Here is a 25,836-nt window from a genome sequence, read left to right as displayed (position 1 = left end):
AGCTCCTTGTGCTCAGAAGTCGTAACGGGCGGTGGCGCCCACGGTGCGCGGGGTGCCCAGCACGCCGGCATAGCCGCCGTTGGCGGAGTTCCAAAGGCTGGTGAAGTAGGTCTTGTCGCCGGCGTTCTTCACCCACAGCGACAGGTCGAGCACGCCGTCGCTCTGGTCCAGGCGCACGCCGGTGGACAGGTTGACGATGGCGTAGCTGGGAATCTGGCCGTAGTCGGAGTCGTCGATGGTGCCGACGGCCCTGGAGCGGAAGGCGTAACTGGCAGTGACGTAGGGCTCGATACGCTCGGTCAGCTGCCACTTGTACTGGCCGTTGAGGTTGGCGATGTACTTGGAGGCGCCGACCACCTGGTGGCCGGACAGGTCGCAAGTGGCGGCGGCATTGGCCAGGCTCACCTCCGGCGGGCACGGTGCGTCGTCGTACTCGGTGTAGCGCACGTCGTTCCACGAGCCATTGAAATTCACGGTCAGCCCGCGGACCGGCAGGGCCGTGGCCTCGAACTCCAGGCCCCGCGAGCGCACGCTGCCGGCGTTGGCCAGGTACTGCACGCGGTTGGCCTCGTCATAGACGTTGGCCTGGTAGCCGTGCACTTCGGTCCAGAACAGGTTGGTGTTGAGCTGCAGGCGGTTGTCCAGCAGCGTGCTCTTGATGCCGAGTTCGGCGTTGTTGGCGCGTTCGGTACCCACCAGCAGCGAGTCTGTGCCCAGCCTTGGCGCGGCGCCGACGGTGAGGTTGACGCCACCGGACTTCTCGCCGTGGGACAGGCTGGCATAGCCCAGCACCGCGTCGCTGAAGCGGTAGCTCAGGCTGAGCAGCCCGGAAGGGGCGAAGCTGTACTGGTTGAGGTCACCTGAATCGTAGGCGCCCACCCGGCCCTGGCGAGCCGCGGCCGCCGCACCGGTAACGGCCGCGCCGCCGGACGGCGCGTCGCGGGTCACCCAGGCGCTTTTCTCCTCGTAGGTGCCACGCACCCCGGCGGTGAAATCCAGGCGCTCGGTCAGGTGCCAGGTGCCCTGGGCGAACAACGCGTAGCTGTCGGTATCGATGTGGCCGTTGCCGATTGTGGTGACGTTGGCCAGGGCGCCAGCCGGGGTCAGGTTCCAGATGTCGGCTTGCGGTCCGTTGTAGGTGAACGATTTGTTGTCCAGGTCCTGCTTGAAATAGTAGGCCCCGAGTACATAGTCGAAGAAGCCGCCGGTTGGCGAAGCCAGGCGGATTTCCTGGGAGTACTGCTTGTCACGGACCGAAACCCCGGCGCTGTGGAACACCGGTACGTTGAGGCCGTCGTCGTTGCGCGGCGTGAAGTCCCACCAGCGGTAGGCGGTGATCGAGGTGAGGGTGAAGTCGTTGGGCAGGGTCCAGTTGGCTTCCACCGAAGTACCGCCCTGGAACACCTTGACCATCTGGTCAGCGTCGAAGTTGACCTTGCGATCCTTGCCCGACACCAGGGTGGCGCCGGCCTGGGCGGCCAGGCTCTCGTAACGGTTCACGCCGTTGATGGTCGGCCCGGTGCTGTACAGGCTGAGGATGCCGTTGTCGGAGTTCTCTTCGTTGTATTCGCCGATCCAGCGCAGATTGAAGGTTTCGCTGGGCTTGAACAGCAACTGGGTGCGAAAGCCCTGGCGCTTGCCGCCGTTGAGATCGTGGCCGTTGTAGACGTTCTTCACATAGCCGTCGTCCTCGGTGTGATAAGCGCTGATGCGCCCGGCGAGGGTATCGGTCAAAGGGCCGGAGAAACTGCCCTGGGTCTGCCAGTAGCCATCCTCGCCCAGCGATGACTGCACGCTGCCCTCCTGGTGGAAGGTCGGCTTGCGCGTGGTGATGTTGAGCACCCCGGCAGTGGTGTTCTTGCCGAACAACGTCCCCTGCGGACCGCGCAGCACTTCCAGCTGCTCGACATCGAGCAGGTCGAACACCGCCATGCCCGGGCGACCGAGGTAGACGTTGTCGAGGTAGATCCCGACGCTGCCTTCCAGGCCATCGCTGGCGGGGTTGTTGCCCAGGCCGCGGATGGAGATGCTCGACTGGCGGGCGTGCACATAGGCGACGTTGGTGCTCGGCACCAGTTGCTGCAAATCCTGCACGCGGTAGATGCGCTGGGTCTCGAGGGTTTCGCTGCCCAGCACGCTGATCGGCGTGGGCACGCTCTGCGCGGTCTCTTCGCGTCGCCGGGCATTGACGGTGACCGTGCCGAGCTGGGCTTCCTGCGTCACGGCTGGGGCGGCGTTGGGCTCATCGGCAAAGCTGCTGCCGGAAGCGGCCAGCAGCACTCCAGCCGCCAGGGGTTGCAGGGCGAACAACGAGGCGCGCGCGGGCCAACGGGAAAGTCGGGACATGCAGATGCTCCTTGAGGCAAGGGCCCAGGCGAGCATTTCCGTTGGCGGAACCGAATCGCGGTCAGGCTGGCTTATATTCTTTTAAGAGATATAAATATTTGTAATTCATATTTCGTGGAATAAGAGACTCCCTTTATAAGGTTCCCAACCCTTCCCAGCAATTGCATTCCACCGAAAGTTTCCATGTAGAAAATGCATATCGACCTGCGCCAGCTCCGCCACTTCATCGCCCTTGTCGAGCACCGCAGCTTCGTCGCCGCGGCGGCTGCGGTGAACCTTTCGCAATCGGCTTTCAGCCGCAGCATCCAGACGCTGGAGCACAACGTCGGCTGCCGCCTGGTCGACCGCGCCAGCAAGGAACTGGCGCCGACCCGCCAGGGCCTGCTGGTGCTGGAGCATTCGCGGCGCCTGGTGCATGGGGCGCACAATCTGGTCAACGAGATCAACCAGTTCAACGGCGCCACCACCGGCGTGGTGCGCTTTGGCTCGGGGCCGGCGCCCGCCGGCGGGCTGGTGCCGCGGGCGGTTGCACGCTTCGTCGCCGAGTACCCGGCGGCGCGCACCTGCTTCCAGGTGGACAATTGGCAGGCCTTGAACCGCCGGCTGATCGCCGAGGAGATCGAGTTCTTCGTCGCCGACACCCGCCAGTTCGAAGCCGACCCGGATTACCAGGTGCATAAGCTCACGCCACAACGCTGGCATTTCTGCTGCCGCGCCGGGCATCCGCTGACCGAGCGTGGCGAAGTGCGGGCGCAGGACCTGTTCGACTATCCGCTGGCGACCACCTTCCGCCCGCCGAATATCCGCAAGATCCTCAGCGACCTCAGTGGGCGGCAAGACTTCCTGCCCAGCGTGGAATGCGAGCATGGCTATGCGCTGCTCAATGTGGTGCTGCACTCGGACACCATCGGCATTGCCTGCAGCGCGAACCTGCGTCCGTACGAAGGGCTGGTGGCGCTCAAGCTGGCGGACCTGGCACCGGAACAGGAAGAGGCGTTCTACACCCGCTATGGGGTGGTGAGCCGGGTGGGGTATGGCTTGTCGGCGCTGGCGCAGGGATTGGTGAGGCAGTTGGTGGCCTGTGACGCCGAGTTGTAGCGAACAGGGGCCGCTTTGCGGCCCCCAACGGTCTCAGCCCTTGCGCGTGGTCCGGCTCAGTTGCCCATCCACCCCCACCGGCACCTCGCCGGCCAGGGTCACCCGACGCACGATGCGCGGCTGCGTACCGTAGTCATCCACCGCATAGTGCTGCGTTGCGCGGTTGTCCCAGATCGCCACGTCCCCGGCCTGCCAGCGCCAGCGCACGGTGTTTTCCAGGCGTGTCACATGCCCCTGCAGTACCGCGAACAGATGCTGCGAGTCGGCCAGCGAATAGCCCTTGATGCGTTTGACGAAATGCCCCAGTTGCAGCACGCGCTCGCCACTGACCGGATGCACGCGCACCACCGGGTGCTCGGTCTCGTACACCGTCGAAGTGAACACCTTGCGGTAGCGCTCCAGCTTGGCCGGATCGACATCCGGTTTCACGCTGGCGTAGTCGTACTCGTTGCTGTGCACCGCCCACAGCTGGTCGGCCAGGGCACGCAGCGGTTCGGGCAGTTCCTGGTAGGCCGCAGCGGTGTTGGCCCACACCGTGTCGCCACCGGAGGCCGGGGCCACCACGCTGCGCAGGATCGAGGCCTTAGGGTAGGCATCGACGAAGGTCACGTCGGTGTGCCAGGAGTTGGCCCGCTGCCCCTCGGCGCCATCGAGCTGGAGCAGGTAGCTGGTGCCGTCGACCACGGGCACCGTGGGGTGGGCGATGGGGTCGCCGAGCAGTTGGGCGAAGGCTTCCTGGCCGACGTCGTCCAGATGCTCCTGGCCACGGAAGAAGATCACCTTGTACTGCACCAGCGCCGCCTGGATGGCGTCGACGGTGGCCGGGTCGAGGTCGGCGGACAGCTTGATGCCGCGAATCTCGGCGCCGATGCGCCCGGCAACGGGGTGGATATCGAGTTCGAGGGTTTGCGGCGCGGTGGCCAATGCGGCGTTGCTCATGGTCGTGCTCCTCAGGGTTGTTGTCGGGTCAGCGGGCGGCCTGGACGGCCTGGTCCTGTTGCAGGGCGTGATCGATGAAGCGTGGTTCGACCCAGTCGGCCACCTGGAAGCCGTGGCGGATCAGGCGCTCCTTGGCGGCCAGGTCGACGCCCTGTTGCAGCAGGCCGACGAAGCCAGCGTCCAGGCGTGGGTCGAAGTACTCGGCAAGGTTTTCCTCGGCCAGGTCGTCGCGCAGGATCGACTTCGGCCAGTTGGCGGTATTGGCCACGAGGTCCACATAGGCCTCGCGGTTACGCTCGTCGCGCAGCCACTTCGCCGCCTGTTCCTGGGCATTGACCAGGCGCTGCACCAGGTCAGGGTGCTGGCGAATGAACGCGCCGGTGCCGAGCAACACCGCTTGAGTACTGCCGGCCCCTTGCAGGTTGCGTGAGTTGACCGGCAACTCGACCAGGCCCCGCTCGCGCAGCGACAACAGGTTGGACAGGCCCCAGGTGGCGTCGATCTGCTTGGCGGCCAGGGCGGCATTGGCGGCGTTGAAGTCGAGGTTGATCACTTTCAGTTCACGCTCGGACAGCCCCTGGCTGGCCAGGGCACTGGCGAACGACAGCTGGTTGGCGGTGCCGCGGAACACTGCCACGCGCTTGCCCTTGAGATCCTGCAGGCTGTGGATGCCCGAGCCCGGGACTACGCCGAGGTAGCTCTTCACACCGCGCACCCCTGCCGACAGCACGCGGGTGTCGAGGCCGCTGGCCTTGCCGATGATCGCGGCCAGGTCGCCCAGGTAGGCGAAGTCCGCCTGGCCGTTGGCCAGGGCTTCGTTGACCACGGGGCCTGCGCCCTTGAAGAAGCGCCAGTCGATGCGGATGCCGTCCTTGGCAAACTCTTTCTCCAGCAGTTGCTGGTCGCGCAGTACATCCACCACGCCGCCGGCACTGGGCTTGCTGCCAGCGCTGAGGTCGGGCACGGCGATACGGATCACATCCGGCTGGGCGGCATGGGCTGCCACGGGCACGGCACTCAACAAGGCGGCGAGCAACGGGCTGAGCAGGTGGCGGAAGGTGGTTTTCATGGCAAGGCTCCTTGGCAGGCTGCCACCGGCGATGGCCGGCGCTATGGGGCAGAAGCTAGGCAGGTCCGGTTAGAACCTACAAAGATCAAAACTTCATTTTTTAGTAACCAGAAGACATAAACCAGACGCCATGCGGGCCTGCGACGGGCTTGCAGGAAACGCATGGAAAATATGAGGAAAACGCAATGGGACGGGGCTTTCGCATGCACCGGCCGCATGCTCTTATCTCTTGAATGCAATTTATGTGAATTTTTAATTCCATAAACGAATAAACAAGGAACGGTTTGGGAGATGCCCCGATGAGCGAAGTCTTGAGCGCAAGTCTGCGGCGCCTGTGGGTGCCGCTACGCAGCCCTTTCGCGACGCAAGGCCGCTTCTACCTGCCGTGGATCGTGCCATTGGCGGTGGCGGCCTTGTGGGTCGTCGCCAGCCGTGAGCACTGGATGAGCGAACAGATCCTGCCCGCCCCCGCGCTGGTCTGGCAGAGTGCGCTGGAGTTCGGCTCAGGCGAACTCTGGGGTCACCTGTGGATAAGTCTGCAGCGCCTGATCTGGGGGCTGCTGGCAGGGATCGCCAGCGGCCTGCTGCTGGGCACCTGGCTGGGCGGGTCGCGACGGGCGCAGACTCTGGTGCTGCCCACCTTCGTCGCCCTGGCGCAAATCCCGACCCTGGCCTGGATCCCGCTGTTCATGCTGTTCTTCGGCATCGGCGAGCTGCTCAAACTGGTAGTGCTGGTCAAGGCGGTGGTGGTGCCGGTCACGCTGCACACCCTGGTTGGCGTGCGCGACGCCCAACCCAAACTGCGCGAGGCCGCCGCTGTCCTGCGCCTGCCTCCTCACCTGCTGTTCCTGCACCTGTTGCTGCCCGCCGCGCTACCGGCGTTTCTCGCCGGTGTGCGGCTGGCCCTGGCCACTGGCTGGACCTCGCTGCTGGCTGTGGAACTGCTGGCCTCCAGCGAAGGCATCGGCTACCTGATGGTCTGGGGGCGGCAGTTGTTCATGCTCGACCTGGTGTTCCTCTGCATCCTGCTGATCGGCCTGGTCGGCGCACTGATGGATCGCGGCTTCTCGCGCCTGGAACGCAGCCTGTTGCACTGGCCGCAACCGGCCACTGGCGAGCAGTTGCGCGGACAGGTGCCACGCGGCTGGCAAAGCCTGCTGCTGCCTGCGGGGCTGTTGCTGCTGTGGCAGGCCGCCAACAGCCTTGGCTGGGTCGATGCCAACATCCTCTCTTCTCCGCTGGATGTGCTGCGCAGCCTGTACGCAGGCCTGCTCGACGGTTCGTTACCCGAGGCCCTGCGTCTGAGCCTGCAACGCACCCTGGCCGGTCTGTTGATCGGCGGTGGCGCGGGGTTCGCCCTGGGCCTGCTGCTGGGCCTGTCAGCCAACGCCGAGCGCCTGCTCGGCCCGAGCCTGTCGGCGTTGCGCCAGGTGGCGCTGTTCGCCTGGGTGCCGCTGCTGACCGCCTGGTTCGGCCTGGGTGAAGGCGCCAAGCTGGTGTTCGTCGCGCTGGCGGCGTTCTTCCCGCTGCTGATCGCCACCCAACGCGGCATCGCCAGCCTCCCGCCACAGCTGGGCGAGGCGGCGCAGGCCCTGCGCCTGGACCTGCCGCACCGGCTGCGTCTGCTGGTGTTGCCCGGCGCCACGCCGGCGATCTTCGCCGGGCTGCGCCTGGCGCTGATCTACGCCTGGCTCGGCACCATCGGCGCCGAGTACTTCATGCCTTCGGACGGCGGCATCGCCAGCCTGATGATCGGCGCCCAGCAATTGTTCCGCATGGACCAGGTGATGGCCGCCATGGTCCTGATCGGCCTGGTCGGCGCCCTGCTCGGCCACCTCGGCCAACGCCTCGAATCGCGCGCCACGCGCTGGAGATCCGCATGAATGCCTTCATCACCCCGGCCCTGCACGCGGCCAACCAAGCTGATGCCACACCGCCGCTGGTCAGCTTCGAGAAAGTCGGCAAGACCTTCAGCGTCGATGGCCAGCCGTTCGAAGCCATTCGCGACTTCGACCTGTCGATCGAACAGGGCGAATTCATCGCCATCGTCGGCTCGTCGGGCTGCGGCAAGTCCACCCTGCTGCGCCTGCTGGTGGGCCTGGACAACGACTACAGCGGCCAGATCCGCGTCGATGGCCAGCCGGTCAACGGCATCGGCGGTGAACGCGGCATCGTGTTCCAGGAGCACCGCCTGTTTCCCTGGCTGACGGTGGCGCAGAATATCGGCCTGGGGTTGGTCAATGAAAAGCTCACTCAGGGCGAGCGCGCCCGGCGTGTCCACGAGTACGTGCAGTTGGTAGGGCTGGTCGGCTTCGAGTCAGCCTATCCGCACCAGCTTTCCGGCGGCATGGCACAGCGGGTGGCCATTGCTCGCGGCTTGGTGGCCAGCCCACGGATCCTCCTGCTGGACGAGCCCTTCGGCGCCCTCGATGCCTTGACCCGTCAACAACTGCAGGACGAGCTGCTGGCTATTCGTGAACGCGCGGGGATCACCATCCTGCTGGTCACCCACGATGCCGAGGAGGCGACCTACCTGGCCGACCGCGTGGTGGTGCTGGAGCCTCGCCCCGGGCGGATCAAGGCCGTGGTGCCGATCGACCTGCCGCACCCGCGCCGGCGTACCGGCGTGGCGCTGCATGGCCTGCGGGAAAAGGTCCTGCACCAGATCACCAGCGACCAGGCTTACATAAAGCCTGCCCCCGTGGGGGTGGAGGGGCTGCGCCCGGAGCTCATCGCACTGTAGGCATCAAGACCATTCGGCAGCCGGGAAAAATCGCTCGAGCCACGGCGCATTGCCCACTTGCTCGGCATAGGCCACTCGCTCGAACGGTTGACCACTGCGCATGTCGAAGACGGGCGAGCCTGGATTGTGGTTGACCTCGCGGAGCCTGAACTTGAGGAAGCGAAACTGCTCGCCCTGCACGCTGCTGATGTCGTCGATCAAGAACGTGCAGCCGGGTTTGAACAACACTTCCGCCTCTTGCCAGTTCAGCGACAGCGGCGCCACCGGCCGACCGCTGAGCTGTTGGCCCCCGAGCAGTTCGTACAACACCGTGTGTTCGTCGAAATGCCCCGCCACCTCGGCAAGCGGCAGATCGACAACCTCCTTGGGCAGCATGAACCGGCGGGGGATATAGGGGCTTTCAGTAAACGAGGTAAAGTCGGTCGAGACCAGTAAATCGCCCACCTTGATCGCCCCTTCCCGGTATCGTGCTCCCAGCGCGACCCGGCCACCCCGCCCTCCGCGCCAGAGCAGCGAAGCCTGGCTGCCGGGCAAAAGCTCCAGAGAGTCGGCCAGCCTGTCGATGAAGTCGTCCAGCATTTCGCTGGCAAAGCCCTGCAAGCGGGTACGGTCACCCCTGAACAGGTCGTTCACCTTGGCCATGTGACTGCTGTACTCCATGGCCAGGTCGTTATGCAACGCGCCTTCCTGCCTGAAGGTATAGAAGCGCTTGCCGCTCACTTCGACATAGTGGTGCCCGTATGCGTCGACCGGTGCCATATGCCCTCTGTACTCCGGCAAGCCGGCGCCCTCCAGCAAGCGTGCCTGGCGATCGAGCAGCGCCAGTGACAGCCTCTGCCCAAGCACCTTGTCGGGTTCCATGTAGGTACTCCAGAACTGCGTTGTCAGCGCACCTGGGTCACCCTCCGGTGCGTACAGCCACCAGTTCCCGTCCAGGCCGCGACGCACCATCAGGCTTTCGCGGATCTCGAGGTCGTCCAGGTCCTTCAGCACCATCCAGCTTGACCAGGTGCCGCTGTAATGAACAGGCAACACCGACTCGCCCACCCGAATCCATCCCCGTCCTTGCCCATCGATACTCACACCTTGCAACAAGCCGCCTGTCTGGATCGGGTCATCCACAATGAGGTTGCTGTCCAGGTCGTCGAGTAGCTGGCGAACGCGTCGCGCTTCCCTCGCCGGTTGCAGGAAGGCCGCCGCGATCCCCGCGAAGTGCGGTGGTTCGCGGTACTTCAGGGCCCGCAGGCCCAGCCCTGTCTCGATCATGGCAAAGATAATCACCAGCGCATCAGCTATCGAGTCAAGTATTGCCTGGCTGCGCTCGCGCTGGGAGCTAGCGCGGACTGCCGTGTCGATATCCAGCGTAAGACGGGCGCCCCCCGCGCCCAGCATGACCAGGCCGATGGGCCAGGCCATCAGCGAGAAGCTGCCGAAGACGTTGATAAACGCCCCCAGATAACCGCGCCAGAGCTGCTTGCGCAGGTCAGCGTTGCTGACCAGGTTGTGCAGGGTCAGGCCGAGGTCTGCCTTGGCCCACAACATCAGGGTGTCGAACAGGTCTGGCAGGTGCAATGCCTGCCCCTCGCCGAACGGCCATAGCGCACGCCCTGGGGAACCGCTCTGGTCGCGCACCGCCGACAGCCTCGCCGTCCGCGTGCCCAGGGGCATGCCTGGGTCGGCCCGTTCCACTGCGTCCAGCCAGGCCTGCGCGTCATCGGCCTGCACGCGGTCGACGACCCAGCGAACCATTGCCTCATGATCGGCAAATGCGCGAAGAGAGCGTTCCAGCGAAGGGGCGTAGAACACCACGCGTCCCGAGCTGTGACGCAAGGTGACCAAGTGGCCGTTGCCGACCGGAAAGTGGCACACGGCAAACTGCGCGCCATGTCCTGAGTGGGACAGTGCCGCCAGCGTCAGGGGTGTACCTGTGGCGATGCCAAGCCAATCCCGCAGATTCTGTTTGTCGACCGGTTCAAGCAGACCGACGCCGACACCGTGGTCGATCGCGGCCAGAAAACACGCGCGGGCCAGGACAGGAAAGTCCAGCCCCTCCTTGCCCCAGAAACGTTCCGTCTTTTCCCTTGTCTCGTCAGCGAAATCCAGAGTCCACAGGTAGTCCATCACCGTCTTCGGCAACAGTGCCACCTCGTTCTCAGCACCATACTGCCCGGCGCCAGGCCCCTGGGTGTAAAAGCCACCGTAGGTCGCCAGGGTGTCGGGAGCGCCTTGGAAGCCGCCGCCGAAGCGACGTATCAACAGCTCGGTGAAACGCGTGGATTGCCGGGGCGGACCGCTATGGCGCCAACCTGTCGTCGTGGCGGCACCGACCGCGCTATCGAACACATGCCACCAGACCTGGTCCGGGTCCAGAGGCTTGCCCATGTGCTTGAGCAAGTAGGTGGCGGCGTGCTCATGCGCCAATCGGTAGGGGTCGGGCCAGCCATCAAGATAGGCTTGAGCCTTGTCCATCAATGCCCGCGCGTCGCCCAGCGAAGCCAGGCTGCGAGCGAAATGGTCGAGGTCGAGGGGCATGCTGAGATTCACTTGGCAGCGGGGTGGCTCTCGATTGAACCGCGCTCCGTGAGCCTTTCGGCACTATCGCAGTACCACCCGGACCTACCCTGGCAATGCATGTTGCTGTCGTAAAGATACGATGCCCCTGCCCGGCGCAGCCCGATGTCGGCCACACCAGGCTCTCGACGCAGGCGCAGGTCTGGATCACCCGGAACATGTCCGGTGTCATGGAAAAACAACCCTGTATCAAGGCCATGGACGTCACCGACACAGATGGGTATCATGCGCCCCGTTGCACTCGTAGCTCAGCTGGATAGAGTACTGCCCTCCGAAGGCAGGGGTCGTGGGTTCGAATCCCGCCGAGTGCGCCATGACTTCGCGCTGCCACCCGTGTGTTTTCACCGATGGCGGCAAACAAAAGCCCCGCTCAGATCACTCTGGCGGGGCTTTTGCGTTTCCGGGCCTCAGCCCTGCACGATGATCTGGCCTTGCAGGTCCCTGACCATGGTTTCAATGACCGGCTTCATTGCCTTGAATTCTTCAGGCGTGCACACCGCCTTCGGATGCTTGAACTGCATGCGCCGCTCGACCACCACGGCGTTGCCATCGCGAGTGTAAAGGGCGCTGTAGTCGAAGCTGCCTTCCTTCACGGTAACGGCCTTGGGCGTCGCCAGGACAGTGACTTCGGCAGGAAACTCGAAGCGCGCCTTCTCCACCGTTTCGTTGGAAATGCAGACGAAGCCCTGGGTGCGTTCGTTTTCGGCGGCAAAGCCATAGACCATCTGCGAGATACCGCCGACCAGGCTGCTCAGTGCCGGAAGCCCCACTGGGCCTGGCAGGTTCACCAGGTTCTCGGTATGACCCTCGACCTGGCTATGGAAGTGCTCCGGCGCCACCGATGGCTGGATCAGGATCTTGCCGCTGCCCCGCTGGCCGTAGGCATTGAGCACCTGCTCGACCATGCGGTCGAGGTCGGCCGGTTTCATCGACTTGGCGCCATAGCGGTTGACCTCGCTGGCCCAACCCTCGACCGTCGAAGCACCGGTGAAGTCCGCAGCGCCCGTGCCCTTGACCTTGAACAGCATCTCACCGACCTGCTTGCCAAACTGGGAAGCCGGGGTCTTGCCAAATTCGCCCGAGGCGGTCAGCAGCGTGGTCTTGTCCAGGTCCATCAGCGGCAGGTAGCCGGCGGCCACAGACGGGTCGGTCGAGTCCAGGTACAGGTCCAGGCTCGGTATGTAGGTCAACACATGGTTGAGCACGCCCAGGGTCGGCACCTTGGGCAAGTGATAGGCGTTGCCGAGGTTGATCAGGGCAGGCGAGCTTTCGATGGCCGCGGCCTTGAGCAACGCTTCGAGCAGGGCGACATGGTCCTTGCAGTCGCCATAGCGGTTGTCCAGCACGCTCTGCGCCGAATGCGGAACCACCCCGCCGGCACCGACATAGACCGCCACGTAGCGGATGTTCTCACGTACCCAGTCGCTGAGCTTGAGCGCCTTGGCCCGGGCATCGGGCAGGTTCGCCGTCAACTGCTCGGCCAGTGCGGCGATGGCCGGCGTCACTTCCACGCCGGCGCGCGCCTGGTAGCTGGCGGCAAGCCCTGCGTAATCCTTGAAGGTCGACACCGCGAGGTACTGGCCGTAGTCCAGGTAGGACACGGCGCTCGCCTCGATCCTGGCCCTGTCGGCGGGCACGAAGTCCCAGCGGTAGACCTTGCGGCCCTTGCCGGCCTTGGGCGTGGACGCCTTGAAGCCACGAGCATCAGCGTACAGCGGCAGATCCGCCGGCAGGTCGTAGATCAGCGAGAACTGCTCCACGGGGTGGAAATCCGGGCCGGTGAGGTCCTCGAAGTGGCCGGGGAACAGCGCAGTGTTGCGATGGCGCTTGTAACGCAGCACCAGGCGATCGCCGACGGCCACTTCGGGGAAGATCACCACCTTGACCCGGGAGTCCTGGAACATCGGCGCGTAGGTGGGCGCCTGCTCCTGCTGCTCCTTGATCTGCGAGGCATCGACCATCACCTTGCGCCCGTCTGGCTTCTGGGTGAAGGCTTCGTCGACCTCCAGGGTTTCGTACGAGCGGTTGTAGCTCAGCGGCTGCTGGGCCTTGGCCTGGATGGCCCGCTCTTCGTTGATGCGCGAGACCGACTCGACCGCCACCTGGAAGCTGCCGTCGGTCTGCACGGTGAAGGTCTGTTCGACCTTTTCCAGGGTGACAGAGTGGTCGGTGCCATCGTCCCGGGCCTGGGCGGGCGTGATGCAGGCAAGGGTGAAGGCCAGCACCCCGGCCAGGGGTGCAAGGTAAGACGTGAACATGAGGATCCTTCTCTCGTAAAACGGGTTATTACAAAAAACGCTAATGATACGCATTTTTGTCATAAAGCTGCAGGCCGCGCCGTAGATGAAAGCTTGCACGTTTGTGCAGAAATGCACATTGCCACCTCTCCCGCGCCAGTAGTCATTGGTGATAGCGTGGGCATCTTCCGTTTGCGTAAACGGTCACCCTCCACCCCTTGCAAAGGAATGCGCACACCCATGCCATTTACCAAGCTATCCGCCGCATCGCTCCTGCTGGCCAGCGTGGCCATGTTCTCGATCCCGGCCCAGGCCAACCTCTCCCAGCAGCAGTCCGCCGCCATCATCAAGGCCTACGACGGCAGCGATCCGGCCGACTTCAAGCAGTTCCTCGGCAAGCTGGCCGGCAGCGACCTGGCCAAGGCCGACAAGCTGGACGACACCCTCAAGCTGTACCTGGCCGGCAAGCCGCTGTCAGCCGAGCAGCAGGACGAAATCAACCGCCTGCTGGGCCTGTACACCCGCATCAAGTACGGCAAGGCCGCCAAGGAGACCCTGCGCGAGCTGGTGGAGATCCCGACCGTGCGCAAAGAGGGCGTGCCGCAGCACGAAAACCCGGAGTTTCTCAAGATCGCCGACAAGATCAAGGCCCTGGCCGAGGGCTTCGGCCTGCAGTTCCGCAATATCGACAACCGCGTCTACGAGATCACCCTCGGCGAGGGCAAGGAAGTCATCGGTATCCACGCCCATGCCGACGTGGTGCCGGTCACCCCGGAAAACTGGAAGCTCAAGGACGGCACCAAGCTCGACCCGTTCAAGGTCACCCTGGTGGGCGACCGCATGTACGGCCGCGGCACCGAGGACGACAAGAACGGCATCGTCGTCGCGCTCTACGCGCTGAAAGTAGCCAAGGACGAAAAGCTGCCGCTGGCGCGCCAGTTCAAGCTGCTGGTGGACACCACCGAGGAAACCACCGGTGATGCCATCCCCTACTACTTCGAACGCAACGCCACCCCTGACTACAACCTCGCGCTGGACGGCGGCTACCCGGTGGTGATCGCCGAGAAGGGCTATGGCACCGTCATGGCCACCTTCGCCAAGCGTGCCGGTGATGGCAAAGGCGCCGAGGTGATCAACCTCACCGGCGGCCTGGCCACCAACCAGATCCCCGGCAGCTCGGTAGCGACCCTGACCAGCGAAAAGCCGGCCGAACTGGCCAAGGCCCTGGAAAAAGCCGGCGCAGCCTACGTCAAGCGCCATGGCGGTGACTTCAGCATCGACGCCAAGGTCGACGGCAAGCAGGTGCTGCTGACCGTGACTGGCGTTTCGGCACACTCCTCCGAGCCCGAGTCCGGGGTCAACCCGGTGGCGCGCATGCTCGACTTCCTCAACGGCCTGGGCAAGGACGTGCCGCTCAAGCACAACCACATCACCGACGCCGCCCGCTACGCCGCCGACAACTGGGGCCTGGACTACCTGGGCAACAAGCTTGGCGTGGGCTTCAAGGACGACTTCATGGGCCCGCTGACCACCTCGCTGACCTTCGTCGGCCTGGATGACAAGGCGCTGAAGCTGGCGGTGAACCTGCGCATTCCCAAAGGCAAGTCGCTCGACACCCTCAAGGGTGAGATCTCCGGCAAGCTCGACAGCTGGGTTGCCAAGAGCAAGACCAAGGTGGCCTTCGACTACAGCATGGACGAGCCGATGTACCGCAACCCCGAGGGCGAGTGGGTCAAGGCCCTGCTGGCCGTGGCCAGCGAGAACCTGGGCATGAAGCACGAGTACGGCACCTCCGCCGGCGCCACCTCGGTGCACGACCTGCCCAACGGCGTGCAGTTCGGCCTGGCCATGCCGGATGTGAAGTACACCGGGCACAACGACAACGAGTTCAAGACCGTGGAGCAGTTCATGCTCGACCTGCAGATCGTCAGCGAGATGGTGGCGCGGATCGGGCAGATGCCGAAGCTCTGAGCCTTCTCAAAGGGCCGCTTTGCGGCCCTTTCACTGGCTAGCGCCCTCAGCCCCTGGAGAACTGCCGCTGCAAGCAACAGTCTTGTGTTGCTTGCACTGGCCTCATCGCCGGCAAGCCGGCTCCCACAGGTACAGCGCTGACCTTGAAGATGGCGCGATCGATGTGGGAGCCGGCTTGCCGGCGATTGGGCGGCGCAGCAGCCCCGCTTCACCGATGACGTTTTTCAATCACCTCGATGCCGTTTCCTGCATTGCCGTGCAGAGCGCCGTGCCGGATGCTTTATTTACTCCGACACCGCGCTTTTTCACCCACCGAGGCCCGTATGAAGAACGTCGAACAAATCCTCAAAGCCAAGTCCCAGCACCAGACCGTCTACACCATCAGCCCTGATGACTCGGTGCTGGATGCCTTGAAGCTGCTGGCGGAGAAGAACGTCGGTGCATTGCCGGTGATGGAAAACGACCAGGTCGTAGGTATCGTCAGCGAGCGCGACTATGCGCGCAAACTGGTGCTCAAGGGGCGCTCATCGGCTGCCACGCCGGTACGGGAAATCATGAGTTCGCCGGTGGTCACCGTGGAGCCCAAGCAGAACCTCGAGTACTGCATGAACCTGATGACCAACCGCCATCTGCGCCACCTGCCCGTTGTGGATAACGGCAAGCTGCTGGGGCTTTTGTCGATTGGCGACCTGGTGAAGGAAACCATCGCCGAGCAGGCCAACCTGATCCTGCAGCTCGAGCAGTACATCCGCGGGGAATGATCCCGCCTAGTGGTAAGCGCGCTCCAGTTCGTCCAGCTGATGGTCGAAGCTGCGCAGGCGCGCCGACCAGGTGTACACCAGCACTTCCAGATCGCGATTGAGCACGGCGGTATTGCCGCCGTCGCGCACCGGGGCATCGCACAGGTCCAGCTGGTAGCGCTCGCGGGCCATCGCCGTGGCCACGCTGGACAGGTCGCGGGCATTGGCCAGCCAGTGATGGTGGTGGTCGTGCACCTCACGGTCGAGTTCCCGGCACTGGCGCTTGAGGGCGTCGAGGCTTTGCTCCAACGGTGTGCCCTTGAGCTCACCCATCACCTCCTCGAAGGTGCGCCCGGAGTGCCAGTAGCTGCCCCAGAAGTAGCGGTCGAACACCGTCTCGACCCGGCGCAGGGCGACCTTGGTGTTCCAGATGGTCAGCAACGTTCGCCCCTGGGCCACCTCACGCTTGTTCAGGTGCAAATGCTGCCAGGCGATCCAGGCCAGGCCGCAGAGCGCCACCGCCGCGGTAACGGCGGCGGCGGCATAGAGAAACTGCACGGCCTGGTTCATCTGGTGGGTGTGCCGGATACCGTAGAAGTAGCCGGCGGTCAGGGTGCCCAGGATCGTCACGGTGCACCAGAATCCTGGTGCGTAGGGATCTTTCATTGCGCCATCCCCTCTTGTTTTACCTGAGCATAGCAACGGCCCGATCACCCATCAGGTGCCGCTCGGCGCTTTATTTGCGGGGGCGACGCAGTGCTTCGTTGAGTTGGTCGAAGGGTACCGCCCAATCGGCGTCCTCTATGATGCTTTCCTTCAAAAAGGTTCTTTGCGCCTCGGTCCAGAACGGTGCGTCCACCAGCTTGATCTCGTTCTTCAACGGCGAATGAGTGGTGATGAACTGGTCGATGCTGGTGGCATCGTCCGCCAGCCCCAATTGCTTGAACAGGTCGGCAAATGGATGGTTCGGTGCTTCCATGATTCCTCCTCGGGCCGGGCGGGTCGTCCACGACGCCAACCCGGCGTTGGTTGCGAGCATCAGCTCAATTCGCGCACTTCGGCGTGCGGCACCAGCTTCAAGTATTGCTCCATGCTCATGTGGATCAGATGATCGTGGTCACCTGCCTCGAGGTAGACATCGCCCTGGCGGGTAAGACTCCGGTCGAGCAGCATGGGAATGTTGTAGGCGTCGCCCAGGGCCGGGATGGCGCCGCGCTCGCAATCGCCGAACAGGCTCGGCAGGTTACTCTCGCGGGTCAGTTGCCAGGCGCCGGTCATGCGCACCTCGGTCATGTCCAGATGCCGGTTGGCCGGCAGTACGGCCATGATGAAGTTGCCATGGCGGTCATCGAGCATCACTGACTTGGCGACCCGCTCGGCGGGTACGCCGGCCGTGCGCGCCGACTCCAGGCTGGTGGCCGAATGGGGATGGGGAATGATGTCGTAGTCGCAGTTGGCCTGGTCCAGGCGCTGCTGAAGGGTCTTGGCCATACGCATGATGCACCTCCGGTTTTGCCCCCATCCTCAAGTTTAGGCCGTGGCCCAGCAGCCACGACTAAACTTCAAAGACAGGTCCGCATGAGGTGACGACAGGTGATCGCCCAGCGCTGGCGCATGCTGCTGTTGCTGTTGATCCTCGGCTTCGTGCCGAGTGGCCAGAGCGCGCCTGGCGCAAATGTATGGCTGTTGAGCGTCGATGATGCCATCGGCCCGGCCAGCGCTGACTATCTGCTACGTGGGCTAGACCAGGCGCAGGCACAAGGCGCGCAACTGGTGGTGATCCGCCTCGATACCCCCGGCGGGCTGGACAGCGCCATGCGCCAGATCATCAAGGCCATCCTGGCAAGCCCCGTGCCGGTGGCCACCTACGTCGCCCCGGGTGGCGCCAGGGCAGCCAGCGCCGGCACTTACATCCTCTACGCCAGCCATATCGCGGCCATGGCCCCAGGGACCAACCTCGGCGCAGCGACGCCAGTGCAGATCGGCGCTCCCGGCAAAGCTGAACAACCCGCCACGAACAGCGAAGAAGGCGCATTGGCACGCAAACAGGTGAATGACGCTGCGGCCTACATCCGTGGCCTGGCCCAGCTGCGCGGGCGCAACGCCGACTGGGCGGAGAAGGCCGTGCGCGAGGCCGTCAGCCTGTCGGCCAGCGAAGCCCAGCGCTTGCAGGTAATCGACCTGATCGCCAACGACCTCCCCGACCTGCTGCGCCAGCTCGATGGCAAGTCACTGCTCGTCGCAGGCCAGACCGTGCAACTGCGCACCCATGAGGCCAGCGTGACCGAACACCTGCCGGACTGGCGCACCCGCCTGCTCGCAGTGATCACCAACCCCAGCGTGGCGCTGATCCTGATCATGATCGGCGTGTACGGCCTGCTGTTCGAATTCATGAACCCGGGCTCCGGGGTCGGCGGCGTGGTCGGCGGCATCTGTCTGCTGCTGGCGCTGTATGCCCTGCAACTGTTGCCGGTGAGCCATGCCGGGGTGGCATTGATCCTGCTCGGGGTAGCGTTCATGGTCGCCGAGGCGTTCCTGCCCAGCTTCGGTGTGGTCGGCTTCGGCGGCATCGTCGCCTTCGTCGTCGGGGCGGTGATCCTGATGGACACCGATGCCCCCGGCTTCGGCATCCCGCTGGCGCTGATCATCAGCCTGGCGGTGCTCTCGGCACTGTTGCTCGGCGGCGTGCTGGGCATGGCGCTGAAAGCGCGCCGGCGCGCCCTGGTCAGCGGCGATGCCGGGCTGGTGGGCAGCCTGGTCACGGTGACGCAGGTGCGCACCGACAACCCGTTCTGCGGCTCGGTACAGGCCCAGGGCGAACAATGGCAGGTGCAGTGCGCGACACCTCTGCAACCTGGCCAGCACGTGCGGGTGACGGCCCGTCATGGCGTGACCCTGGAGGTCAGCGCCACTGCGCCCACGGCGCAAGGAGAGTAGACGATGTTCATGCAATTCGGTTTCAGCGCCGTGCTGGTGCTGCTGGCCATACTGCTGCTGTCGGCGCTGCGCATCCTGCGCGAGTACGAGCGCGGCGTGGTGTTCCAGCTCGGGCGCTTCTGGCAGGTCAAGGGCCCGGGCCTGATCATCCTGATTCCGGGGATCCAGCAGATGGTGCGCGTCGACCTGCGCACCGTGGTCCTCGATGTGCCGCCCCAGGACGTGATCACCCGCGACAACGTCTCGGTCAAGGTCAACGCCGTGCTCTACTTCCGCGTGCTCGACCCGCAGAAGGCGATCATCCAGGTCGAGGACTTCCTCGCCGCCACCAGCCAGCTGGCCCAGACCACCTTGCGGGCGGTGCTCGGCAAGCACGAGCTGGACGAACTGCTGGCCGAGCGCGAACAGTTGAACTCGGATATTCGCGAAGTGCTGGACGCACAGACCGACGCCTGGGGCATCAAGGTGGCCAACGTCGAGATCAAGCACGTCGACCTGAACGAATCGATGATCCGCGCCATCGCCCGCCAGGCCGAGGCCGAGCGTGAACGACGGGCCAAGGTGATCCATGCCGAAGGTGAGTTGCAGGCGTCGGAGAAACTCATGCAGGCGGCGCAGATGCTGGGCAAGGAGCCGGGGGCGATGCAACTGCGCTACATGCAGACGCTGGGTTCGATTGCCGGGGACAAGAGCTCGACCATCGTGTTTCCGATGCCGATGGATCTGCTCAAGGGGCTGGTGGACAAGCAGCGCTGAAAACCATCGCGGGGCCAGTCGCATCCGCAGTGCGCCGATGCGACTGGCCCCGCGATGATCATCGGACGTTCGAAATCAGAGCGGCGCCCGGCGCAGAGTGGCCAGGAACGTCGCCGCGCCAATGAACAATCCGGCAAAGGTACGATTCAGGCGCTTCTGCTGCTTGGGCGTGCGCAACAGGCGCAGCACCCGCGAAGCCAGGCCGGTGTAACCCGCCATCACCAGCAGGTCGACGCTGATCATGGTCACGGTGATCGCCACGTACTGGGGCAGCAACGCCTCGTGCGGATTAATGAACTGCGGCAGCACCGCAAGCATGAACACCAGCGCCTTGGGGTTGCTGACGTTGACCAGGAAGCCACGAAACACCAGGCTCAGCGGCTTGCCGATAGGCCGCACCCCGGACTCGTCGCTCATGTCCATCGGCAGGGCTTGCCATTGCTTGTAGGCAAGGTACACCAGGTAGGCGACGCCGAACCATTTGATGACCTGGAAGGCCGTGGCGGAAGCGGCGAGGATGGCGCCGACACCGGCGGCGATGACGGCGATCTGCACGATCAGGCCCAGTTGCAGGCCCAGGGCGTTCCAGTAACCACGCCAGAAACCGTACTGCAGCCCGCTGGACATCGAGGCGATCGCCCCGGCACCCGGCGACAGGCTGATCACCCAGCACGCGGCAAAGAAGGCCAACCACGTTTCCATCGACATCGCACACCTCGCTCGAACATTTGTTACAAAGCGTTAAGCTACGGTGCTGGCGAAAAAATAACCAGTAAATTCTGCGGCTTCAATCGGTTTCGGGCGATTCCGGCTTGACCGCAGTGGCGGCCTCGGCGCCACGCCAACGGCGCACGGCTTTCTGGAAGAACTGGCTGTTGGGCACCTGCACCAGCGCGCCACCCGCTTCCGGCGTTTCCATCAGCGTGGTGTACAGCAGGTTGATGGCGATCACCCGGCCCTTCACTCCCGGTTTGTCGAGGGTGTCGACCAGCTCGACCACATCGCCGATACGAAACGGCCCGACGGTGAAGATCAGCACCGCGCACAGCAGGTTGGACAGCACGCTCCAGATAGCGAAGAACGCCACCGCCGCCACCGCGACGAAGCCCGACAGCGCGGTCCACAACACCGTGGCCGATACACCCAGGCGCTCGAGCACGAACAGCAGCGCGCTGCCCATGATCAGCCAGCGCAAGGCGCCGCGCACCGGCACCATCAGCTCGTGCGGCAACGGGTAGCGTTCGCCCAGGCTTCTCAACCCGCGAGCGACCATGCGCTGCAGGATGAACGCTGCGATCAGGATCAGCAGAATCTGCAGCCCCAGCCACATCGAGTCCATCCACTGCCCCGGCAACAGCGAGCGCAGCTCCTCCATCAGGACAGCGCCTCGAGTTCGGCCTGCATGCTTTCGAGGGTTTCCAGGGCTTCCATCCAGGCCTCCTCAAGCTCGCCTTCGCGTTGCTTGAGCTTGGTCTGGCGGGCCAGCAGGTCGCGCAGTTCATCCTTGCGCGCGGCCTCGTACACGCCACCGTCGCCCAGGGCGGTCTCGACCTCGGCCAGGTCCTTGTGCACCTGGTTGAGCTCGGCCTCCAGCTTGTCGGCCGCCTTCTTGTGCGGCGCCAACTGCTGGCGCAGGGCCGCGGCAGCCTGGCGCTGGGCTTTCTTGTCGGTCTTGTCCGGGTTGGCCGGCGTGCTGCTCACCGGCGCGTTGCGCTGGCGGAACTCGACCAGCCAGCGGCTGTAGTCGTCCAGGTCGCCATCGAAGGTGTCGACCTTGCCGTCGGCCACCAGCAGGAAGTCGTTGGTGGTGCTCTTGAGCAGGTGACGGTCGTGGGAGACCACCACCACGGCACCCGCGAACTCCTGCAGCGCCATGGTCAGCGCCAGGCGCATCTCGAGGTCCAGGTGGTTGGTCGGTTCGTCTAGCAGCAACAGGTTCGGCCGCTCCCAGGCAATCAGCGCCAGGGCCAGGCGGGCCTTCTCGCCACCGGAGAAGTTGACCACCGGCTCGTCGACACGATTGCCATGGAAGTCGAAACCACCAAGGAAGTCGCGCAGGGTCTGCTCACGCTCGCCCGGTGCGATGCGTTGCAGGTGCAGCAACGGGCTGGCCTTGTCGTCCAGCGAGTCGAGCTGATGCTGGGCGAAGTAGCCGACGGCGAGGTTTTCGCCACGCACCAGGCGCCCGGACAATGGCTGCAGCTCACCGGCGAGGTTCTTGATCAGGGTCGACTTGCCCGCGCCGTTGGGGCCAAGCAGACCGATGCGCGCACCCGGCGCCAGCTGCAGCTTGACCTTCTCGAGGATGGCCTTGTCGCCATAGCCCAGACGGCCTTCGGACAGGTCGAGCAGGGGGCTGGAGATCTTCTCCGACTCACGGAAGACGAAATCGAAGGGTGAATCGACGTGGGCCGCCGACAGCTCCTCCATGCGCTCCAGGGCCTTGATCCGGCTCTGCGCCTGGCGGGCCTTGGTGGCCTGGGCCTTGAAGCGGGCGATGTACTTTTCCATGTGCGCGCGCTGCGCCTGCTGCTTCTCGTAGGCCTGCTGCTGTTGCGCCAGGCGTTCGGCGCGGGTGCGCTCGAAGGCACTGTAGCCGCCCTTGTAGAGATTGAGCTTGCGCTGTTCGACGTGCAGCACATGGTCGACCACGGCATCGAGGAAGTCGCGGTCGTGGGAGATCAGCAGCAGCGTGCCCGGGTAGCCCTTGAGCCAATCCTCCAGCCAGAGGATGGCGTCGAGATCCAGGTGGTTGGTGGGCTCGTCGAGCAGCAGCAGGTCGGACGGGCACATCAGTGCCTGGGCCAGGTTCAGGCGCATCCGCCAGCCACCGGAGAAGTCACCGACGCGGCGGTCCATCTGCTCGTTGCTGAAGCCAAGGCCGGCCAGCAGCTTGCGGGCGCGGGCATCGGCGGTATAGCCGTCGGCACTGTCCAGTTCACTGTGCAGGCGCGCCAGGGCAGTGCCATCGTGGGCCAGTTCGGCGGCGGCCAGTTCGGCCTGGACCTTGCGCAGGCGCACGTCGCCATCGAGGACATAGTCCACGGCGATACGGTCGAGGGTATCGACCTCCTGGCGCATGTGGGCGATGCGCCAGTCGCCGGGCAGCTGGCAGTCACCGGCATCGGGCGACAGCTCGCCGCGCAGCAAGGCGAACAGGCTGGATTTGCCGGCACCGTTGGCACCGATCAGGCCGGCCTTGTGGCCGGTGTGCAGGGTCATCTCGGCGCCTTCTAGCAGGCGCTGGGGACCACGCTGTAAAGTGAGGTTCGATAGTCTGATCATGATGGTCGCGGAGTCTACCAGCTTCCCCGATCACTGGCGCGAGTGAAACCATGCACACCGACCTGTGGAATCATGCCCTGGCCCTCTATGCCCGGCCGGGTGTCGAGGCGGCCTGTCTGGCCCTCCAGGAACTGGGCGGCGATGTCTGCCTGCTGCTTTGCGGCACCTGGCTGCAGGCCCGCGGCGTAGTCCCCGACGAACAACGGATTGCCACCCTGCTGGCGCTGTCCCGGCCCTGGCAGCGCGACGTTGTGATGCCGTTACGCGCGCTGCGCCGGCAATGGCGCGAACACGCGCTGGCTGACCCGCAACTGAGCGTGATGCGTGAGCAGGTGAAAGCTCTGGAACTGCAGGCTGAACGCACCTTGCTGGAGCGCCTGGAGGCGTTGGCGCGAGAGTGGCCGGCGCAAGCGGGCGCGGCGCCGGACTGGCTGGCCTGGCTGGCGCCAGACCTGGCCAGGAACCACGACGCGCTGCATCAGCTGCGCGTCGCGGCCCGTGGGCTTCAGGACGCCGAAGTCGGCGACTGAGTCGAAGTGCCGCTGGCTGCAGGCGCGGTCGCGCTGGTCGCAGGCGCCGGGGTGGCGTTGGCGGCCGGAGTGGCTGGCTTGCTTTCGGCAGGCTTGGCTGGAGCTTTGGCAGCGGCTGGTTTGGCTGCTGGCTTGGCTGCCGGTTTCGCGGCGGGCCGGGTTGCTGCGGGCTTGGCCGGGGCCTTGGCGGCAGCAGGCTTGGCCGCTGGTTTTGCCGCTGATTTGGCGGCAGCGGTCTTCACGGGTGCCTTGGCAGCAACCGGTTTGGCGGCAGGCTTCGCAGCGGCAGTCTTCGCTGGTGCCTTGGCGGCAGCCGGTTTGGCCGCTGGCTTGGCTGCAGGCTTCGCAGCTGCAGTCTTCGCCGGTGCTTTGGCGGCAGCCGGTTTGGCCGCTGGCTTGGCGGCAGGTTTCGCGGCGGCGGTCTTCGCCGGTGCCTTGGCGGCAGCCGGTTTGGCCGCTGGCTTGGCTGCAGGCTTCGCAGCTGCAGTCTTCGCCGGTGCTTTGGCGGCAGCCGGTTTGGCCGCTGGCTTGGCGGCAGGTTTCGCGGCGGCGGTCTTCGCCGGTGCTTTGGCGGCAGCAGGTTTGGCTGCGGATTTGGTTGCAGGTTTCGCGGCGGCTTTCGGTGCCGCAGTACGCGAGTCCAAGGCCTTGGCGGCCGCCTCACGCACCTTGCCGACACCCTGGGCCAGTTTCAGACTTTCCTGCGCATCGCGTTTGAGTTGCTGGATGTAAGTACGGGTCTGCGCCTGGCGATCCTTGAGCGAATCGAGCAAGTGTTCAAGTTCACCCGCGGCTTTTTGTGCCTTGCCTTGTGCCTTGGCTTTACCGGCCTTGGCGGCGTCCTGCAACTTCAGGCGGGCGTTGTGCAGTTTCTCCTGGGCCTTGCCACGTTGTTTTTCCAACTTGGCCAAGAGTTTCTCGGCATCCGCCAGCGCTTGGGAGCAGGCATCTTCCAAATGTTCGAGCAGGCTGCCCGAAAGTTGCTGGAGCAGGTGCAACGGCGTACTTACTGGCTTCTTTTTGGCCGACATGGTTTACCTCCTGGCTGACGAGAGTGCGGCTCATACTATGCTTCTGCTGCTACCGCCGCTAGGGCATGTTGACAGTCTCAGTAGCGCCGCGTTGCATGCCTGGGCAAAGTTGTTGTCTTGCAGCTGGAAACAAGTGTAGTTGCCCATTAGTGCAGTGCCGATATTTACACATCTCGGGTCAACAACGCTGGCATACTTCGCGCTCATTGCCGCAGGAGACCTCCATGCCTCGTTATCTGATTCTCGGCCTGTGCCTGGTGATGCCGCTCTCCCTGGCCAACGCCGAAACCGCCCCCACCAACGACAGCGACCTGGCCTACAGCCTGGGCTCCAGCCTCGGTGAACGGCTGCGTCAGGAAGTACCCGGCCTGCAGCTCGACGCACTGGTCGAAGGGCTGCGCCAAGCCTACCAGGGCGAGCCGCCACGGATCGCCAAGTCACGCATGCAGGCCATCCTCGAGCAGCACGAAACACAAGCCAACGCCGCCGCCGAGCAGGCCCAGGTGGACAAGCTGGTGGAGGCCGAAAAACGCTTTATCGCGGGTGAGCGGACCAAGGCCGGGGTACGTGAGTTGCCCGAGGGCATTCTCTACAGCGAACTGGCCAGCGGCAGCGGTGCGCAGCCCAAGACCAATGGACGCGTGCAAGTACGGTATGTGGGCAAGCTGCCGGATGGCACGGTGTTCGACCAGAACCTGCAACCGCAGTGGTTCAAACTGGACTCGGTGATCGAGGGCTGGCAGGTGGCGCTGCCAAGAATGAAAGCGGGGGCCAAATGGCGCCTGGTGATCCCGTCGGCGCAAGCCTACGGCGCCGACGGTGCGGGTGACCTGATCGCACCCTATACCCCACTGGTGTTCGAGATCGAACTGCTGGACGTGGCCGACTGAATCAGGCCTGCACCGCGTCTTCTTGCTTGTGGGCGTTGTGCAACACCTCGATCAGGCAATCTTCCAGTTCGAAGCGCTCGTGCAGCAGGCCGCCGAGCTTGGCCAGCTTCTCGGCAAAACGCTCGGTATCCCTGCACTCGCCTTTCTCGCAATGGTCATTGAAAGCCAGGGCGATCTGGGTGCTGTCATCGATGCGTGGGTTGATCTGCTTTGCCAGTTCCAACGCACCGGTATCACCAAATGCCTTGGCTTCACTGACCAATTGCTCGCTGACTTCGAAATGCCAGGCCGAGACATAGTCCACCAGCACCGCGCAGAAATCGCGATTCTTCTCTTTGTCGGCAAACGCCGGCTTGGCATCGCGCAGGGCGCGGAAGGCTTGCACCAGCTCCTGGCGCTCCTCCAGCCAACGATCGATCAGCTTGTGAACACCGCCCCAGCGTTCCTGGGCGTTCTGGCAACTATCGAGCATGGCGATCTCTTCCCTTCTGGGTAGATGCCGCTGCACCTCGCGACACAACACCGTGGCACAAAGGTGACATCAGCAAACGGCATCGAGCAGTTGTATTTTCGGTATGCGTGCTGGGAGATTATTCCCGCGCGACCTGCCCATCAAGGTACGCAGCAGACTAAGTTCATACAAGCGTTTAATCCCTCTGCCGGCCACCACTGGTCGCGCAATCCCCGGCTCGT

22 protein-coding genes and 1 tRNA gene are annotated in these 25,836 nt (G+C 64.5%); 10 read left to right on the top strand and 13 right to left on the bottom strand.

Annotated features, from left to right (window positions below; translation table 11 throughout):
- Positions 1-12: 12 nt before the first annotated feature.
- On the bottom strand, positions 13-2,346 hold the full coding sequence (locus tag CCOS191_RS00920) for a TonB-dependent receptor (protein ID WP_046853705.1): 2,334 nt from the start codon (positions 2,344-2,346) through the stop codon (positions 13-15).
- A 192-nt stretch (positions 2,347-2,538) separates the two neighbouring features.
- Here CCOS191_RS00920 and CCOS191_RS00915 point away from each other — a divergent pair, with 192 nt between their 5' ends.
- Entirely contained in the window at positions 2,539-3,444 is a 906-nt protein-coding gene (locus CCOS191_RS00915; RefSeq protein WP_046853704.1) for a LysR family transcriptional regulator, read from the top strand.
- Positions 3,445-3,477: 33 nt separating this feature from the next.
- Here CCOS191_RS00915 and CCOS191_RS00910 read toward each other — a convergent pair whose 3' ends face one another.
- Together CCOS191_RS00910 and CCOS191_RS00905 are read right to left on the bottom strand one after the other, a co-directional pair.
- Complete coding sequence (locus CCOS191_RS00910; RefSeq protein ID WP_046853703.1) at positions 3,478-4,383, bottom strand: TauD/TfdA dioxygenase family protein; 906 nt, start codon at positions 4,381-4,383, stop codon at positions 3,478-3,480.
- A 28-nt stretch (positions 4,384-4,411) separates the two neighbouring features.
- The gene (locus tag CCOS191_RS00905) at positions 4,412-5,452 is read right to left on the bottom strand and encodes an ABC transporter substrate-binding protein (RefSeq protein WP_046853702.1); all 1,041 of its coding nucleotides are present in this window, start codon (positions 5,450-5,452) and stop codon (positions 4,412-4,414) included.
- A 299-nt stretch (positions 5,453-5,751) separates the two neighbouring features.
- Between CCOS191_RS00905 and CCOS191_RS00900 the strand changes: the two genes are divergently transcribed.
- Both CCOS191_RS00900 and CCOS191_RS00895 read left to right on the top strand, forming a co-directional pair.
- Positions 5,752-7,335: an ABC transporter permease gene (locus CCOS191_RS00900; protein ID WP_231867464.1), complete on the top strand. Its 1,584-nt coding sequence runs from the start codon at positions 5,752-5,754 to the stop codon at positions 7,333-7,335.
- Entirely contained in the window at positions 7,332-8,195 is an 864-nt protein-coding gene (locus tag CCOS191_RS00895) for an ABC transporter ATP-binding protein (RefSeq protein WP_046853701.1), read from the top strand. Before CCOS191_RS00900 ends, CCOS191_RS00895 begins: the two co-directional genes overlap by 4 nt.
- A gap of 3 nt (positions 8,196-8,198) precedes the next feature.
- On the opposite strand, the gene CCOS191_RS00890 is transcribed toward CCOS191_RS00895, so the two are convergent.
- Positions 8,199-10,727, bottom strand: a complete 2,529-nt coding sequence (locus CCOS191_RS00890) for a dermonecrotic toxin domain-containing protein (protein WP_046853700.1) — start codon at positions 10,725-10,727, stop codon at positions 8,199-8,201.
- Between the two features lie 276 nt (positions 10,728-11,003).
- Between CCOS191_RS00890 and CCOS191_RS00885 the strand changes: the two genes are divergently transcribed.
- Positions 11,004-11,080 (top strand) — tRNA-Arg (locus tag CCOS191_RS00885).
- Positions 11,081-11,173: 93 nt separating this feature from the next.
- Here the strand turns inward: CCOS191_RS00885 and CCOS191_RS00880 are convergent.
- Positions 11,174-13,024 (bottom strand): DUF3857 domain-containing transglutaminase family protein, encoded by a 1,851-nt coding sequence (locus CCOS191_RS00880; protein ID WP_046853699.1) that lies wholly within the window; start codon positions 13,022-13,024, stop codon positions 11,174-11,176.
- A 219-nt stretch (positions 13,025-13,243) separates the two neighbouring features.
- Between CCOS191_RS00880 and CCOS191_RS00875 the strand changes: the two genes are divergently transcribed.
- Both CCOS191_RS00875 and CCOS191_RS00870 read left to right on the top strand, forming a co-directional pair.
- Positions 13,244-14,974, top strand: a complete 1,731-nt coding sequence (locus tag CCOS191_RS00875) for a dipeptidase (protein WP_046853698.1) — start codon at positions 13,244-13,246, stop codon at positions 14,972-14,974.
- Between the two features lie 323 nt (positions 14,975-15,297).
- Positions 15,298-15,735 carry a CBS domain-containing protein gene (locus CCOS191_RS00870; RefSeq protein WP_023629224.1) on the top strand — a complete coding sequence of 146 codons (438 nt, stop codon included), beginning with the start codon at positions 15,298-15,300 and terminating at the stop codon, positions 15,733-15,735.
- A 6-nt stretch (positions 15,736-15,741) separates the two neighbouring features.
- Here CCOS191_RS00870 and CCOS191_RS00865 read toward each other — a convergent pair whose 3' ends face one another.
- The 3 genes from CCOS191_RS00865 to CCOS191_RS00855 all read right to left on the bottom strand — a co-directional run bounded on the left by CCOS191_RS00865 (position 15,742) and on the right by CCOS191_RS00855 (position 17,211).
- Complete coding sequence (locus tag CCOS191_RS00865) at positions 15,742-16,380, bottom strand: hypothetical protein (RefSeq protein ID WP_023629225.1); 639 nt, start codon at positions 16,378-16,380, stop codon at positions 15,742-15,744.
- Positions 16,381-16,450: 70 nt separating this feature from the next.
- Positions 16,451-16,693 (bottom strand): DUF2789 domain-containing protein, encoded by a 243-nt coding sequence (locus CCOS191_RS00860; RefSeq protein WP_023629226.1) that lies wholly within the window; start codon positions 16,691-16,693, stop codon positions 16,451-16,453.
- 59 nt (positions 16,694-16,752) lie between these two features.
- Positions 16,753-17,211: an aminoacyl-tRNA deacylase gene (locus tag CCOS191_RS00855; RefSeq protein ID WP_023629227.1), complete on the bottom strand. Its 459-nt coding sequence runs from the start codon at positions 17,209-17,211 to the stop codon at positions 16,753-16,755.
- 96 nt (positions 17,212-17,307) lie between these two features.
- On the opposite strand from CCOS191_RS00855, the gene CCOS191_RS00850 reads away from it, so the two are divergent.
- The gene (locus tag CCOS191_RS00850) at positions 17,308-18,651 is read left to right on the top strand and encodes an NfeD family protein (protein WP_046853697.1); all 1,344 of its coding nucleotides are present in this window, start codon (positions 17,308-17,310) and stop codon (positions 18,649-18,651) included.
- Between the two features lie 3 nt (positions 18,652-18,654).
- Positions 18,655-19,407 (top strand): slipin family protein, encoded by a 753-nt coding sequence (locus CCOS191_RS00845; protein WP_046853696.1) that lies wholly within the window; start codon positions 18,655-18,657, stop codon positions 19,405-19,407.
- Between the two features lie 75 nt (positions 19,408-19,482).
- Here CCOS191_RS00845 and CCOS191_RS00840 read toward each other — a convergent pair whose 3' ends face one another.
- From CCOS191_RS00840 to CCOS191_RS00830, 3 genes are all read right to left on the bottom strand, one after another.
- On the bottom strand, positions 19,483-20,115 hold the full coding sequence (locus tag CCOS191_RS00840; RefSeq protein WP_046853695.1) for a LysE family transporter: 633 nt from the start codon (positions 20,113-20,115) through the stop codon (positions 19,483-19,485).
- A 79-nt stretch (positions 20,116-20,194) separates the two neighbouring features.
- Complete coding sequence (locus CCOS191_RS00835; RefSeq protein ID WP_046853694.1) at positions 20,195-20,782, bottom strand: mechanosensitive ion channel family protein; 588 nt, start codon at positions 20,780-20,782, stop codon at positions 20,195-20,197.
- Complete coding sequence (locus CCOS191_RS00830) at positions 20,782-22,692, bottom strand: ATP-binding cassette domain-containing protein (RefSeq protein WP_038707040.1); 1,911 nt, start codon at positions 22,690-22,692, stop codon at positions 20,782-20,784. The genes CCOS191_RS00835 and CCOS191_RS00830 overlap by 1 nt, the downstream gene beginning before the upstream one ends.
- A gap of 50 nt (positions 22,693-22,742) precedes the next feature.
- Between CCOS191_RS00830 and CCOS191_RS00825 the strand changes: the two genes are divergently transcribed.
- Complete coding sequence (locus tag CCOS191_RS00825; RefSeq protein WP_046853693.1) at positions 22,743-23,222, top strand: TIGR02444 family protein; 480 nt, start codon at positions 22,743-22,745, stop codon at positions 23,220-23,222.
- Here the strand turns inward: CCOS191_RS00825 and CCOS191_RS00820 are convergent.
- A complete protein-coding gene (locus CCOS191_RS00820; RefSeq protein ID WP_046853692.1) occupies positions 23,198-24,253 on the bottom strand; it encodes an AlgP family protein in 1,056 nt (351 codons plus the stop codon). The genes CCOS191_RS00825 and CCOS191_RS00820 overlap by 25 nt on opposite strands.
- A gap of 224 nt (positions 24,254-24,477) precedes the next feature.
- On the opposite strand from CCOS191_RS00820, the gene CCOS191_RS00815 reads away from it, so the two are divergent.
- Positions 24,478-25,143 (top strand): FKBP-type peptidyl-prolyl cis-trans isomerase, encoded by a 666-nt coding sequence (locus tag CCOS191_RS00815; protein WP_046853691.1) that lies wholly within the window; start codon positions 24,478-24,480, stop codon positions 25,141-25,143.
- 1 nt (position 25,144) lies between these two features.
- Here CCOS191_RS00815 and CCOS191_RS00810 read toward each other — a convergent pair whose 3' ends face one another.
- Positions 25,145-25,615, bottom strand: coding sequence for an Rsd/AlgQ family anti-sigma factor (locus CCOS191_RS00810; RefSeq protein WP_046853690.1), 471 nt, complete (start codon positions 25,613-25,615; stop codon positions 25,145-25,147).
- Positions 25,616-25,836 lie beyond the last annotated feature (221 nt).

Source organism: Pseudomonas sp. CCOS 191 (genome assembly GCF_001007005.1).
GTDB lineage: Bacteria > Pseudomonadota > Gammaproteobacteria > Pseudomonadales > Pseudomonadaceae > Aquipseudomonas > Aquipseudomonas soli.
This window is presented reverse-complemented; position numbering and strand designations above follow the sequence as displayed.

What these genes read in the sequence shown, in the direction of transcription:
- CCOS191_RS00920 (WP_046853705.1), bottom strand. Translation starts at nt 2,346, where the DNA reads ATGTCCCGACTTTCCCGTTGGCCCGCGCGCGCCTCGTTGTTCGCCCTG.
- CCOS191_RS00915 (WP_046853704.1), top strand. Translation starts at nt 2,539, where the DNA reads ATGCATATCGACCTGCGCCAGCTCCGCCACTTCATCGCCCTTGTCGAG.
- CCOS191_RS00910 (WP_046853703.1), bottom strand. Translation starts at nt 4,383, where the DNA reads ATGAGCAACGCCGCATTGGCCACCGCGCCGCAAACCCTCGAACTCGAT.
- CCOS191_RS00905 (WP_046853702.1), bottom strand. Translation starts at nt 5,452, where the DNA reads ATGAAAACCACCTTCCGCCACCTGCTCAGCCCGTTGCTCGCCGCCTTG.
- CCOS191_RS00900 (WP_231867464.1), top strand. Translation starts at nt 5,752, where the DNA reads ATGAGCGAAGTCTTGAGCGCAAGTCTGCGGCGCCTGTGGGTGCCGCTA.
- CCOS191_RS00895 (WP_046853701.1), top strand. Translation starts at nt 7,332, where the DNA reads ATGAATGCCTTCATCACCCCGGCCCTGCACGCGGCCAACCAAGCTGAT.
- CCOS191_RS00890 (WP_046853700.1), bottom strand. Translation starts at nt 10,727, where the DNA reads ATGCCCCTCGACCTCGACCATTTCGCTCGCAGCCTGGCTTCGCTGGGC.
- CCOS191_RS00880 (WP_046853699.1), bottom strand. Translation starts at nt 13,024, where the DNA reads ATGTTCACGTCTTACCTTGCACCCCTGGCCGGGGTGCTGGCCTTCACC.
- CCOS191_RS00875 (WP_046853698.1), top strand. Translation starts at nt 13,244, where the DNA reads ATGCCATTTACCAAGCTATCCGCCGCATCGCTCCTGCTGGCCAGCGTG.
- CCOS191_RS00870 (WP_023629224.1), top strand. Translation starts at nt 15,298, where the DNA reads ATGAAGAACGTCGAACAAATCCTCAAAGCCAAGTCCCAGCACCAGACC.
- CCOS191_RS00865 (WP_023629225.1), bottom strand. Translation starts at nt 16,380, where the DNA reads ATGAAAGATCCCTACGCACCAGGATTCTGGTGCACCGTGACGATCCTG.
- CCOS191_RS00860 (WP_023629226.1), bottom strand. Translation starts at nt 16,693, where the DNA reads ATGGAAGCACCGAACCATCCATTTGCCGACCTGTTCAAGCAATTGGGG.
- CCOS191_RS00855 (WP_023629227.1), bottom strand. Translation starts at nt 17,211, where the DNA reads ATGCGTATGGCCAAGACCCTTCAGCAGCGCCTGGACCAGGCCAACTGC.
- CCOS191_RS00845 (WP_046853696.1), top strand. Translation starts at nt 18,655, where the DNA reads ATGTTCATGCAATTCGGTTTCAGCGCCGTGCTGGTGCTGCTGGCCATA.
- CCOS191_RS00840 (WP_046853695.1), bottom strand. Translation starts at nt 20,115, where the DNA reads ATGTCGATGGAAACGTGGTTGGCCTTCTTTGCCGCGTGCTGGGTGATC.
- CCOS191_RS00835 (WP_046853694.1), bottom strand. Translation starts at nt 20,782, where the DNA reads ATGGAGGAGCTGCGCTCGCTGTTGCCGGGGCAGTGGATGGACTCGATG.
- CCOS191_RS00830 (WP_038707040.1), bottom strand. Translation starts at nt 22,692, where the DNA reads ATGATCAGACTATCGAACCTCACTTTACAGCGTGGTCCCCAGCGCCTG.
- CCOS191_RS00825 (WP_046853693.1), top strand. Translation starts at nt 22,743, where the DNA reads ATGCACACCGACCTGTGGAATCATGCCCTGGCCCTCTATGCCCGGCCG.
- CCOS191_RS00820 (WP_046853692.1), bottom strand. Translation starts at nt 24,253, where the DNA reads ATGTCGGCCAAAAAGAAGCCAGTAAGTACGCCGTTGCACCTGCTCCAG.
- CCOS191_RS00815 (WP_046853691.1), top strand. Translation starts at nt 24,478, where the DNA reads ATGCCTCGTTATCTGATTCTCGGCCTGTGCCTGGTGATGCCGCTCTCC.
- CCOS191_RS00810 (WP_046853690.1), bottom strand. Translation starts at nt 25,615, where the DNA reads ATGCTCGATAGTTGCCAGAACGCCCAGGAACGCTGGGGCGGTGTTCAC.